Here is a 13,986-nt window from a genome sequence, read left to right on the forward strand (position 1 = left end):
TAATAACTCCCTTGTTGTATCAAAATCACTAGGTCTTCTTAAGAAATCAGCGTTACATGTAGAGTGGTTTCCAATTTGCCCTTCACGTGTAATCTACTAGATTGCCTCATCACTCTAAAAAACTCCAATCAATTATTATACTACTACATCAAAACCGATTGATTGCATTTTAGAAACAAACTCTGTTTTGAAGTTATTTACTTTATCAAGCGAAACATAAACATCTAGTTTATTCATTGCACGAGAACAGCCAACATAAAAAAGTTTATATGCAAGTATAATACCTTCTATTTTATTAATTGCAGATAAACATTTTTTGAAATTAGATACATTAGAACTTGAGAAGTATGCTACAAAGACAGTTTGAAATATGATTGAATATAAATGATTATGTCGCATTATTCTGGAATCGAGCTCAATTATATAATTATTTAGATTAACCTTATTCGCTTCATAACTGTCTTTTGTAATACTACTTGAGATCTTAAATCCAACTAATTTTGTATAATTTTCTTTTAAAGCCCTTATATCAGGAACAATTTCCTTCAATTCTGTATAATTAAACATATCTTTAGCAATCAATTCAAGAAATAAATACATTTGAACATTGGGACTATGCGCTCCATCTGTAATTTTAAGGGCAATACTGGGATGTCCTTCGCCCTTTACAGCGTGTTGAGTGGATGTTGTTTGAATTTTTGATTCATTATAGCATCTCTTGAATTCGATTAATTTAACTGTAGCAATTCTTTCTTTAAAGTTTACATTCTCATTTAGATTATTAATAATTTGTTCTAAGTAATTTGCATCAAACAACTTAGTTCTTTGAAGAAAATCAATTAACTCTAATATGGTAATATCTTCATTAAATTTACTATTAATCTCTTGTAAGTACATATTTATACGTAATTTATCTGAATGCTTATTAACTCTCCACTTCTGTTCATTTAAGTAATTAAAACCTACAATTCGTTTTAAAACTTCTCCATATTTTTTATTAGAATAATAGTATGTTGTCTCCATAATAAATATAAAGAGCTTCATTAATTCGTCCGGATTATCTGTCAAATCCAGTAGAACTTGTTTTGAAGTATGCTTGTCGTTAAATGAATATTTTTGAAGAAATGCTCTGTAAAGATTTCCAGCACCGATTCGATCGAATAGGTCGCTATTATATAATACCAATTGCATGACATCTTCTTCCGTTTCTACCTTATCTACACTATCTACGAGGTGTAACTGCGGCTTTTGGCCTCCCATTATCTGAGGATCTTGAGAATATGAAGGGTCAAAATATAAATTATTTAATATAGTGACAATATGTTCATTTGAACGCCAATTTTTTTTAAGAGATCTATCTTTTTCAAAAAATTCTTCTAGTACAGGCTCAAAGCCTTCCCCTCTATCGGCATATATTTGCTGCATCTCGTCACCTAGAAGCACTAATTTAGTTTTAGTACTTTGTGTGGCTTTATGAAACAACTCTAAAATTTCTGTGTTAGTATCTTGATACTCATCTATGAAAACATAAGAATATTTTTGAGATATCAAATTATTAATCTTTGTAAACTTACTCAGCACATCTCTTGAAAACAATAACAAATCATCATGAGACAAGCCACCATATAAATAAGATGAATACTGCGTTTCACTGTAATATATCTTCTGCATATTTCCAATAACAAATTCCCTGTCCAATAACTTATCAGGACTAATATTGTTTCGCAGCTTAAACTTTTCAATCTTTTCTAAGTTAGTTGGATCAGAACCACTTAAAATTTGCTCAATATTTAATGCAAAAACCTCTCCATAATACTCTTTGATTCCGACTTTATTAAAAAATGGAAGCATAAAATTCGATATAAATGAATGAATGGTGCTTATCTCAACTTGTTCGTCATCGATTTTTAACCTCAGTTGTTCTGTAGCTCTATTTGTAAATGTAATACATAATATTTTTTTTTCAGAGGAACGGAGAAGGACTTTAACAAGCTTTGATATTGCCGTCGTCTTACCACTTCCAGCCGGAGCATTAACCAGTGTAAATGAATTTTTTATTTCTAAGCCTGCAACCAAATCAATCCCTCCTCGATATATTTAGGTATCGCTTTACTTAACCTTTCATTTTCAAGTAATGAATACATGAAATCCGTTTTTTTACTTAGCTTTGCAATTCGATCTCTAATTGAAGTTATTGATCCTTTTGAACCTGCTAAGCATAATTTATTGGTTTGAATTAAAGAATTCATTTCTTCCCTAGTCACTTTAGTAAATACCGTTCTCTTGTCAAATAAATTAACCAGAATAGCATCTTCTAATGTGCGAGCATACCCATCTTTAAAAGTTTGAAATTTTAAGCATATTAGATTATTAGCATCAAATACACCTTTTTTACTAATTTGAAAATTGTAAATATCCTTCACAATTTTATGGCCTGTTATTGTAATAATTGTTTGGTTTGATACTTCTCTTAGATGAACTTCCCCAATTAAAGATAAAGCTTCTTTCTTCAAATCATCATCTTCATATTCATAATCAAGATCCGATAGTAAAAGAGTTTTTATTTTTAAATACTTAATTATTTTTAAGTAGTTATGAGCGTATGCCCCACCCACTTGTATATATGATATGTACTGTGAAGCGAGACTTCTATAATTTTTATCAGTAGCAACTAAATACTTTATTAAAAGTCTTTCCGCATCACCTTCAAAAAGTATTACTTTATCAGCAAAAATCATTTCTATCATATTAAATTGAAAAAATTTATTGTAAAACTGAACTTCATCAGGTTCTAAACCTATTAAGAACTGCTCTAAATCGAACACAGATGATTCGATATGACTTTGAGGTCTTATTACTCTTACACGTGATAGTTTTATTAACTTGGCCATTTCACTCGAATGTGTCGTAATAAATAATTGAAATAGTTGCGGTTTCTCCTTATTAACCTCTTCCATTGAAGAGGCTGTAGCTACTTCGTTATAAACATCAAAATTATAAGAACTAATTAAATTGTACGAAGACGAAATTGCAGTCAATGCTGTTAAATGGTTAGCTTCTTTACTTTCCTCCGAACCATTAATTCGATTCAAATATTGAATGAAAATATTTTCCATTTGGGGATGTAAGTGTGCCTCGGGTTCCTCAAATACTAATAAATTCACCTTAGCACTATCCATCTTATCTTTGAATATTTGTGTTTCGAGCAATAAGTAAATCAGATTACTATATCCTAATCCCTGTTTTTGCTCTTTTATTTTTCCACCGCCGTCTTGTTCAAAATAAATTTTTGAAAACTCAAGAATTACCTTATGTATATCCTGATTTTCTAATCTAAAATCAATTCCTAGCTTCCCTGTATTTCCACCATTAGTTTTTGAGAACTCAAATAAGGTTTGCTTAATTGTATCTATTGTAAGTGCATCCATTTGAGAAGATAAATCTTTTTCAATTAGCAATTCATTAATGTCTTCTACTAGTTTATCTAATCCATTACTCCATCTCTCATTATTTTCTACAGTTTTAAGTAAACGTTTACTTAAAAAACTCTGCTTTTCTTCTGAAGTATCTGATAACCTTCTTAAAGCATATACACAGTGAAAATTAAATAAATTATAAAATACATCTTTGTTTTTTATCTTTATTCTGTCTTCACCATTCTCATCGCAGTAATAAATTATAGATTCCAAAGAAGAGAATAATTCCTCTACGTTTTTATTTTTAATAATTACATCTTGTATTTCTTTAAGCTTTGCTATTTTATATTCAAATTCAATAATGAAGTAATAATTTTTTTTTTGAGGATCGTAATCAGATAAATAGTCTGAAAATAAGTGCAAATTATCGTCATCATCATATTCTATACTAACAAGTACTGTGATCTTATTTAAAAAACTATAAACTTCAAGTAGCCTCTCTAATTTTTCATCATCTGAAATACTCTCATCATTAAAAATACTTTGTATTCTTTGAATATCATCTTTCCGAGCACTATAACTTATATCCTCAACACTTAGAGACTTTCCTGGTGTAAAAATACTTGACATAAGCTCGACAATTGAGGTCTTACCTGCATTATTCGACCCTGCAATTGCAGTTAAAGTAGCATCCATTTGAAGATCTGTATTATGAAACTTTCTAAAATTTTTCACTTTTATTTTTTTAATTCTTAACATAGGCTCATCCACCCTCATTTACTTATTTAATTAGAAAATAGTCTTTGTTCCCAACATAAATTCTACAAATTTAAGCGAAACATTCCAAATTAATACACTATATATAGTATATATATTACAATTATTTTCTTTGACTTGTAAATATAAGGAACTTATCTATTTCGAATGCAACGGCTGCAGCACCACCGTGCACGATATGTCAGAGGATATCGCCAAACTATTCGGCGAAACTTCCAAATCCGTAATTTGGAGTTGACAACGGAGGTTGATTATGAGCGCCGCATCGCCGAATGTATGAAATGTAATGACCATCGGTTTGGTACAACGTGCCGATGGTGCGGCTGCCTGATGGAAATTAAAGCGAAACTTAGCGCCGCCCTCTTCCTGAGAAATTGATAAAAATGATTTAAGTTTATGTAAGTGTGGAAAAGTCGGGGTTGATGGTGGTCTTAATAATCTACAACGTTCAGGCAATAAGGAAGATTATGTAGAGTTAGTGGAATGGATTTAAGATGAAATCACCTTTTCAATACTAAGTTTTCAAAATAGCAAATTTTAATGAATTAGGGAACTTTGTTTCATATATAATTGATAGAAAGTTCCCAAGTAATATTAAAAAACAGACTCAATTCAAGCCCCTTTACTGTAAATCATTATAACTGAACTGGACATTCACTCAATTTGTGTGACATTTTAATTTACTATCCAGTTGCAATTTACAATCTCGTTGTTTAAATTCTAAAAACCGATGAACGTCAGATGAAATATCTTTCCGTGGTAGAGTAATAAATAACGTGGGAGCGGCAACACTTAATCTTTCTCTCAAATATTCAATGGTTGGTAAATCACCGTTGCACCTATTAAAGACTATAGCTTCTTGGCAAATATCCCAGTATTTTAAAATTAGGGATGCTGCCAATTTTGCTATTAGCCATTTCAACGTCGCGGCATATTGTCTATCCTCTGGTTGATTAATTCTCCAATAATGAATAAAATCGCTCAACTCTTTTTTAATCAATTGAGTTGGGAAATTAAGTATATAATTGTATTTGGTTGGTTTTGCACTTAAATTGACTATTTTGTTATAATCTTCACTATTAGTCAAAATAGAATTCCGCCATATCATGTATGATGTCGAAAATTCACATGTCCTCTTAAAGTCGTTTCTAAATAGAAACTTTCTCGTTACGTGTAAACATTTCTTATGATTAGTTCTGACTCTTTTTTTTATATTCAGATCTATTGATTTGAACACTTCTAAAACAGTTGCATAGATTTCGTCATTAAATCGCATTCCTTCACTAACTAATTTTTTTTGAGTCAACATTGAATGTTCGCAATTAAACCTAATATTACCATTAATAAGTAATGAAACTGGGGATTCATCTCGAACTTGTTCCAAAGCACTTAATGCTAAATCGATACCATTTTCTAAATTAAATATTCTTTTCTTAAAGAAAAATAGTTTATAACCAGAGCTAGCATGTTGCAACCACTTACTAAGTTGTACAGCATTTATCTGTTTGCTTTTTGACCATGATTCAAACAAATGCGCAACTGTTGATGAAAAAAAAGTATAGCCACACTGACACGTGTAAGGCGGAATATCTTTATCGTACCACAACTCATAAGGAAAAATCATGCGGCAATTTAAACATACATTCTCTAATTTAATGTGATGAAAAGGGCATTCATGTATTAATTTAAATTGATGAAATAGGCTATGCAATCCCTCCTGCAAACACATCGGACAATACACAAAGTTATCATTAAAATGCAACCTATAATGAGAATCTCTTGAATTTAACACAGATGTGATCTTATCCAAATTATTCTTATTGATTTCAACTATGTTACTTTGAAAGGCTGAGGTTAACAATTCTTCTTCAAATCCTTCCAAAGTATACAAATTTCTTATTCCACGTCCTCTCAATCTTGTTTTTATCATCTTTACTTGAGTAGTTCCTAAGGTTCTAAGCAGTTCAATAGAATTAATCTCATTGGCATATTTGAATTTCTCAAATAAAGACCAAGGTGATTCGTAAGTTTGTATCCAGTTTTTATTCCAACAGAACATAGAATTCTCCCTAGAATTATTTTACTTAATGGGATGACTAATAAGTCCAGCAATACTAGTTAGTTTCTAGAGAATCAAATATCTCTAATGAGATTTTATGGAGCATTTTTACATCTTTTATCTTTTTTGTTCTCAGAAAATCGCTGTGCTTTTGAATAATTTGTTCTAATTCATAATTTACATCATTGATATTTACTTCATGATATCCAAAAATGTCGCCTGGTCTTAGACCAAGAGCATTTATTATTTTCTCTAACGATTCGAGTGATATGTTTCTAGCCCCTCTCTCTACATCGCCTAGGTATCCTTGTTTTAAATTAGCTTTGAATCCTAACTCCTGCTGCGTCATCCCTTTTATCTTTCGGAAATTTTTTATTTTTTCTCCTACAATCATTTGCAAACTAGTCATCCAGATCCCTCCCAATTATTGTTATCTCCAATAAGTTATATAATTAATTGTTAATAACCCTTTTAAGTGATATAATATAAGTATTCATTGCCAATATTGTTGCCGAGGTGAGAGTTTTTGTTGAGTACTCTTAACATTAAAATTTCAAATAACGTATACCTACTTTACTTTTTGCCTTTTGTGCCAGTAACTGAGCAAATATATTTATTATATCAAGAGGAAGGTGGTTTTCTTTAGATGGATCTAGGGAAAATCACGGTTGGATTGCTTTCCAAACTTAATTTAATACCTAGTAATCAATGTATATTACCAAATAGTTTTTATGATTATGGCTGGGCGGAGTGGCTTCCTTTAGCCAATATTACGACTTTACCTCAAATTAGTTATTGTGTCTCAAAAGGACTTACAAGAGATGCCACTGTTGAATATCTGCATTCACACAATGCCGAGCAACTCTTTATAAACTTTGAAGAAATAAATAGAAATTTTATCACTGATTTCCAAAGAAATGAATTCTTCCTTATTTACTCACGAGAATATTCAATAAAAATAAAATTAGAAGAAAATGGTATGTTTTATCCAAGTACCATGGAAGAAGTGATCGAATTATTTCTTCAGCTTGGCTTCCTATTACAAAACATTAATCATTCTGGCAATAAAACACTCGATTTGATAATACGTCCATTTCCAAAAGTATCTGATCATTTTAAATACACATAATCACAGGAGTAAATACATCATGAACAACACATTAGCAAGTCCAATTGTGATTGAAAACATTATCCAATGTAAAATTCGCGGAAAAATTGCTTATCAAAGTCATGTCCCTTCAACAATAGCTTTAAACCTAACATTCGTTAAACCTTTTGATGATCCATCCGGTAAAGGTTATCAAAGACCCGTAGATCCAAAAAGATGTAATGATTTTGCCATATATTTATCTAAGGGAGAAGATGCATTGTTTACTCCCATATTGCTCAATGCTGGAGGTCAATGGGAATTTTCAGCATACGATAAACAACGTCCTACTTTTGGTCGAATCATCTGTAATGGAAAAGCCTCCTTAATGGATGGCCAACACAGATTAGGTGGAATTAAAAGATATACGCAGGAAACAAATGCAGAAATCAATATTCCTTTCCTAGCCTTTCATTCTTTAGATGAAGATGAGGAAGTTCGCCTATTCGATACTATAAATACTAAGGCAAAAGGAATTGGCTCCTCTTTAAGTAAATATCTTCGTAGAGATTCTGACGACATGAGCTGGATTGCTACCGAGCTGCTCATCCGATCTGAAAGTCCATTTTATAATATTGGAAGCATTATTGGAAAAAGAAATAAAGGACGACATATCACACTTCAAAATTTATATCGAACCTTACACTTACTTACTAAAAACAGTAAAATTTCTTTTTATTCTCGGGAAGACAAACTAACAATGGCGTTGACCTTTTACAATGCTGTGAAAGAAAGCTTTCCACAAGAGTGGCTTGATTACAGCAGTCACAGATTAACACATATTGTTTGTTTAGATGCACTTTCCATTGCTGGATCTACTGTACTGGCAAATTGTTCAACGGAATCCAAACGTCAATTCGACTATAGTGGTATCCCAAGAGCTGTTAAGAAACTTGGGAAGATTGACTGGTCCGCCACTGGACCATTTAAATATATCAAGGGAATGAGCGGATCCAAGAGCTTGGCGTTAGATCTTGAAGAGCGAATGCTTTCGTAAATAAGGTAGGACCTTACTGGTCCTACCTTATTTTTATTGATTGCCGCGGGTGAATCTAAGACTAACTTTGTGAAAGAGAATTTAAGTAGCATTCTAATTTTATAAAAATAATAAATATACTAATACAGAGTATTTAAACAGTAAAATCACATTATGATAATACATATTGATGTTTATTTAATTCTCTGTCATGTTGAGTGTTTTGTTTACGATTGGGCTCTCTTACTTTTCACAGTGTTAAATGGACAATTTAAATTACTTATAATCAATTGTTGCCCCCACCAATGAAACTCTAAAGGTTTATTCCTATCTTTAGGGCGGATAGCAACAAAGAATGGAATCTTATCATATTTTGTATAAGGAAGTGTACTTGGGAACTTTCTTCGATCTATATAACTTTGTGAAGCGCTTAACATGTTATTAAAATGGTTTATAGAAAGATGAGATATTACTCGATTAAGAAACCACTTTAGCGCAGCCCTACTTTCTAGAGTAATATCTTCAATATCACTTCCTAAAAACTCATAAAGATTCTGCATAACCTCCACATCAAATTGGGGGAATTCAATATGATTTTTAACTAGCCTCTTTGGGCTTCCATAATTATCAACACTTGTGTGATTACTAAAATTTTGCGAATATTCCCTCCAAAATACATATGCAAATGCATATGGACAAATTTGCATTTTATCATTAGGATTTTTAATTAATCTATTAATACAAGTCCTGTGCTTTGATAATAATGTTTTTCTTAATTGACCAGCAACTCCAGTTATTGTAGCCGTATAAGATTGATAAATCTCTTTTTGAAATTCATGAAATCGAAGTTTTCTAATGGCTTCTTCATTTATTCCTGGGAAATTAACCTTTGTATACTTTTGTATTTCGTATTTCTCTTTCTCACCTCGTATTTTTTTAACATTCGGTGCACTTGTCACAATGAAATGTGCATTATCTTCAACTTGTGAATCTTTGAAATCTAATATTGAAATAATATTCTCCAAAACATTAGGGTAAGCATCTAATTCAATCTCTTTAAATAAATACATATCTTTGAGTCTGAGCATATCACCAGTAGTTAGATTAAGATATTTATTTACATTGTTACAAGTAATTCTATCTAGATTACTTGATACCCATTCGTTAGAAAAAAGTAATTTTGATTGTGGTTTAAAAAAACGATATTCACATTTACATTGAAAGGGCTCAAGCGTATTCAAGTCACTTAGTTCATAAGGAATTTTTGCAAAACAAGCCGGGCACTCCTTCAATAATAGAATGTCATGATAAGGGCATTTTTTAATTAATTTAAACTGAAAAAAAATACTATGAAAACCATTTTCCATACAAGTAGGACAATAAGCTATTGTATCTCTAAAAAAAAATGAGTAATCATAAATCGGTTCATTTTTATATGATTTTTTTGTTAAAGGTCCTAGCATGTGTGCTATTTCAATTTTGTTTTTATGGTAAAAATCAATTCCTAAACCATCCCTAATTAAATTAAGATCAAACTTCATGAAGTTCAAAAGATCGTATTTGCTTTTGCTCTTATTCTTTTGATTTCTTACTTTCTCATCACCAAACAAGGACATAATATCCCTGGAATTTGCATTGTTGGCATACTTGAACTTTTCAAAAATACCCCAAGCAGATTCATAAGGAGATATCCATTGGTCATTCCAACATAACTTTTCTGTGACTTCATTATCTGTTTCTGTTAACAATCGAAAGACCAAATCGAACACCCCTAATTCAACTGCTAAAGATGGGAAGCCTCTGCTTCTAAATAACCTGAACTTTCTATCGCTTCTCTCCATTTGGTTTGCGTAATTACATCTAAGTTTTCGCCTTCTACCCCAAACGTTCTCAAAGCGTATTCAATTGTCAATGTTACATATTGCATTGGAATTTCGAATTCTGTTCTTATCCCAGCCTCAAGACGCATCTCTGAAAAAATGTTAAATAACTCTTTTGCAAAAGCTGCTAAGGAAAAATTCTGGACATTTGGAAAAAAATATCTAGTAAATGAGCAACCACTATCTTCAGGGAAAAATGATTCCTCATCGTAGCTTACCAAACATTCTTTTAAATCATCAATCGTTTTGACACCTGAAAACTGATGTTGATGAACCATAAACCTACCAATAATTTGTTGTTTACCTTCTTCAAAAAATACATTTCTTTGATTGATTAATTCCTCTTGACCTACTAGAAAGACCGTTAAACTTATACCTACACTGTCAAGTTCATTACAAATATCCATTAGCCATCCATATTGAATTACATGTAATCTTTGAGCATCATCAATAAAAAAAATGATTCGATTTAATCCAACGCTTTTTGCTTGCTGTACAAGAAACTTAAGTAGCCTCTCACGTTTTGCAACCGCCTTACCCGTTGTGGACAGACTATGTCCAATATCTCTTAAAATTTCAGTAAAAAAAACATCTTCATTTGGTTTTGTATGTTCTCGACATAATAACACATAAATGGGTAAGTTTCCGAAATCATCTGGTAATATATTCATTAAATATTTTATTGCTCTCGACTTACCCAACCTTGGCCTACCGTGTATTATTGCACCAGGAAAACGATTTTGAATACATTTTTTCAACTTTTCATATAATTTAGATATTTCATTCGTCGAAAGTAAATACCTTCCAGTATATACTGGGTGAGATCCTTGAACAATTAAGGGACGGTTAATTGAAGTTATTTGAATTGGTAATTCTTCTATTGTTTCTTCCATGGTTTTCACATCCTTAAAATACGATAGTCCTACGAATTTTATTAGGCTTTGGCACTTCGACCTTTGAAACTTCTTCTGTTCTTCGTTTTACTTGAGCAAGTTCTATGATTTCTTCATTTACTTTTTCTTGGAGAGTTTCCTCATGAATAATTTCAATGTTATCATTACCCTCCGATTCACTATTTTTTCTTGTTAATTCTAAATATTTATTTCTATTAGTTTTCCTAGTTTTCAATGTGGATTCTAGATACTTTTGGTAGATTTCTATTGGATCATCTGATGCAGTAAAGTCCAGCAATTTTTGTCTTTTTAATGCATAAATTTCTCTTCGTACTTGCAATGAATGAGGTGTGATCCCCCAACGACCTGAAGCTCTTAATTTTCCTAGTTCGGAACCATCTGGAAGGAAAGCTTCAATTACTCGAAGATCATCGATATTAACAAGTAAGCCGAGTTTCTTACCAATTAAGCCTGAAGAACGAGCTAATATATCATTTGTATATCTGGCATTTTCATATTGAATGTAGGGTCGTCTACCTTTTTTAATACTACCTTGAACTTCTCTGGTAGCTTTCAATGATAAGAAATTAAGATTGCTTCTTTGCTCTTCTGGCATCTGATTCACCTCATAGCGTTTTAATCTATTAAGCATAGCTTCTAAAGGTGTAGAAAAATTAATCCCTTCACTACGGGTTCCGTTATACTCAGCAAATAATACTTCTACCAATTCTTCAATATGTTCAGCAGAAACTCTATATTTAACGGCTTGTTTCTCGGGATTTCTTCTTTTAGGATCTTCAGGGTGACTTCCTGTTGTAGTTGGCAATCGTTGAATACCATTTTGTTCAATAAGCCCGAACAATCTTTCAATATGGCTTCTCTTAACAGGCGACTTTATTCTTCCCGAATTTACAGTACATCTTACTGTCTGTTTTAATCGATCTTTTACAATTTCAGCTAGATTAGCTTTGGCTTGATCATATAAAAGTTCATTCCATAAAGCCCATTGTGCTTTTTCAATAACACCTGATGGAAATCCCCCTTGTTCTGGATATTTCAAATTTGGAATTGTAAATTTTTTCGGTTTCCATGGAATTATTGCATTCCTAATACACTTCAAAACATCACTTGGCGTATACTCTTTGTTATAGCTTACATAATGACCTAAGACTGCCTTTGAACCAACATCAATTATTGCTAATAACCAAATGCGATCAATAATCGTTACAATTTCATCTCCTTCAGGAGTATATAGAACTAAAGCAATTATTACATCTAACCGGTGTCCATCGAATTGGACTTGTTCAAAGGGTCTAATAATTTTTTTAATAACACTTCCTTGCCCCGTTGTATTTGCAATAAGGGCAGCATCTTCTCCATATCTTTCAGAAGCCTTTTCGAAATGAGCATAATTTAACTTCTTTAAATATTCATATAAACTTCTTCTGGCTAGTTCAACAGTATTAAAGGGGTATTGTGTAGGGGATTTAATTCCAAGTTCAGTGCATTTTTTTATGAATTTTCTGTGGATTTCTTTCCCTCTTATAATAGGGTCTGAGGCAGATCGAGAACTTTGCTTAAAATATAGATTTTCAATTAATGTCTTAAGTTCTGGATAACATGCAAGTAAAAATTGAAACGCACCATTCATGCTAGGAGGTGTATGACTGTGGGGATCAGTATCTGGCGTATTGGTACTTTTATACGATTTTAAGTGTTTATGAGGTATTAGTGCTCTGTATCCCCAAATAACTCCATTCTCATCAAAATCAAGACACCGCTTAATAAATTTGCTTAAGTGATTTCTATGAATCCCAGTTAATTCCAATATTTCGTTGTTTGATAAATTTTTTAAATACAAATCAACGGCTAACTTCCGTTTTTCATATATCTCCTTTAACTCCGAACTAAAATTATCGGTTAACACTATTGGCCATAAACTAGTATCAATACGATCAGAAAACTCTTCACTCTCAATAATTCTCCTATGTGCCATTGCTCCATACCTCCATCTTGGATCCAAATGCAACTTCATGCATATTACTTTGAATTTCTCCTGAATAAATCATCCAGCTTATTGATTCAGTAACTCGTGATGGTGGTATTACACCTAGTAAATTAGTTTGAAGTTCATTAATTGTAATCCTTTTTGTTATTTTCTTTGCAATCAAATGTTTGTCAGTATCAATGGGTAAAGGCCTATTTTTTATAAAAGATAGTAATAGCTTTTTATTAGACAATTCTATTGGATTCTTCCTAATATCTAAATCCGTAATTACTTTATAATTAAAATTATTTTCTTCACACCAGCATTTTTCAAGCAATTCTGCCGATGATATTGTGCTTTTTATTTTTTTTGTCCGATATGGAGATGCGTATCTGACTTTCAGAAAAGTTTCTACACCACTTTCATCTTTAACCCACATGCTAAAAATTGATTCAATCTTCTTCCCATTTATGAAACCTTCAATTTTTTTAGGTCTCTCACAAAACGTTTTAATGTTAGGGTCAGTTTCTACATAAATCCAATGATCATACTCTAAGTCACCTAATAAATCTATATTCCTATTTACTTTTATACTAATTCCATCCCAATGTCCACGCCTGTATTTGTCTGCTTGAGTAATAGATATAGGTATAAAATCCACTGTTATCTCCTCGCAATCAAATGGTATGGTAATAGTTTACAATGTCGCCGTACGTTATGCAACCTATTTTAGTTCAATAATATTTTATGCAACCACTTTTACTTCACTAATTTATTGAAGTAAAAGTGGTTGCAATCAAAAAAAAGCCCTGAATATCAAGGGCTTTAATGCAACCTACTTATGTTCACCG

Annotated in this window: 11 protein-coding genes; 3 read left to right on the top strand and 8 right to left on the bottom strand. The window is 31.8% G+C overall.

From position 1 onward, the window contains the following. Window positions 1-135: 135 nt before the first annotated feature. Window positions 136-2,076 (bottom strand): UvrD-helicase domain-containing protein, encoded by a 1,941-nt coding sequence (locus tag GON05_RS35345; RefSeq protein ID WP_157326181.1) that lies wholly within the window; start codon window positions 2,074-2,076, stop codon window positions 136-138. Continuing rightward, on the bottom strand, window positions 2,061-4,175 hold the full coding sequence (locus GON05_RS35350; protein WP_157326182.1) for an ATP-dependent nuclease: 2,115 nt from the start codon (window positions 4,173-4,175) through the stop codon (window positions 2,061-2,063). Before GON05_RS35350 ends, GON05_RS35345 begins: the two co-directional genes overlap by 16 nt. Window positions 4,176-4,566: 391 nt before the next feature. Between GON05_RS35350 and GON05_RS40205 the strand changes: the two genes are divergently transcribed. Continuing rightward, the gene (locus GON05_RS40205; RefSeq protein WP_420819861.1) at window positions 4,567-4,686 is read left to right on the top strand and encodes a DUF7695 domain-containing protein; all 120 of its coding nucleotides are present in this window, start codon (window positions 4,567-4,569) and stop codon (window positions 4,684-4,686) included. Window positions 4,687-4,851: 165 nt separating this feature from the next. Here GON05_RS40205 and GON05_RS35355 read toward each other — a convergent pair whose 3' ends face one another. Then, on the bottom strand, window positions 4,852-6,252 hold the full coding sequence (locus tag GON05_RS35355; RefSeq protein ID WP_157326183.1) for a TniQ family protein: 1,401 nt from the start codon (window positions 6,250-6,252) through the stop codon (window positions 4,852-4,854). Window positions 6,253-6,307: 55 nt separating this feature from the next. After that, a complete protein-coding gene (locus GON05_RS35360) occupies window positions 6,308-6,661 on the bottom strand; it encodes a helix-turn-helix domain-containing protein (RefSeq protein ID WP_157326184.1) in 354 nt (117 codons plus the stop codon). A 237-nt stretch (window positions 6,662-6,898) separates the two neighbouring features. Between GON05_RS35360 and GON05_RS35365 the strand changes: the two genes are divergently transcribed. Then, window positions 6,899-7,381: a DUF6042 family protein gene (locus tag GON05_RS35365; protein WP_157326185.1), complete on the top strand. Its 483-nt coding sequence runs from the start codon at window positions 6,899-6,901 to the stop codon at window positions 7,379-7,381. Between the two features lie 19 nt (window positions 7,382-7,400). Beyond that, the gene (locus GON05_RS35370; protein ID WP_157326186.1) at window positions 7,401-8,396 is read left to right on the top strand and encodes a DGQHR domain-containing protein; all 996 of its coding nucleotides are present in this window, start codon (window positions 7,401-7,403) and stop codon (window positions 8,394-8,396) included. 206 nt (window positions 8,397-8,602) lie between these two features. Here the strand turns inward: GON05_RS35370 and GON05_RS35375 are convergent, their stop codons facing one another. Genes GON05_RS35375 through GON05_RS35390 form a run of 4 tightly spaced genes read right to left on the bottom strand, consistent with a single transcriptional unit; the run spans window position 8,603 to window position 13,796 of the window. Next, complete coding sequence (locus GON05_RS35375) at window positions 8,603-10,123, bottom strand: hypothetical protein (RefSeq protein WP_185157270.1); 1,521 nt, start codon at window positions 10,121-10,123, stop codon at window positions 8,603-8,605. 35 nt (window positions 10,124-10,158) lie between these two features. Then, window positions 10,159-11,148, bottom strand: a complete 990-nt coding sequence (locus GON05_RS35380; protein WP_157326188.1) for an ATP-binding protein — start codon at window positions 11,146-11,148, stop codon at window positions 10,159-10,161. 13 nt (window positions 11,149-11,161) lie between these two features. Next, complete coding sequence (locus tag GON05_RS35385) at window positions 11,162-13,144, bottom strand: hypothetical protein (RefSeq protein ID WP_157326189.1); 1,983 nt, start codon at window positions 13,142-13,144, stop codon at window positions 11,162-11,164. Continuing rightward, the gene (locus tag GON05_RS35390) at window positions 13,134-13,796 is read right to left on the bottom strand and encodes a hypothetical protein (RefSeq protein WP_157326190.1); all 663 of its coding nucleotides are present in this window, start codon (window positions 13,794-13,796) and stop codon (window positions 13,134-13,136) included. The genes GON05_RS35385 and GON05_RS35390 overlap by 11 nt, the downstream gene beginning before the upstream one ends. Window positions 13,797-13,986: the final 190 nt, after the last annotated feature.

The organism is Paenibacillus anseongensis, assembly GCF_009757995.1.
GTDB lineage: Bacteria > Bacillota > Bacilli > Paenibacillales > NBRC-103111 > Paenibacillus_E > Paenibacillus_E chondroitinus.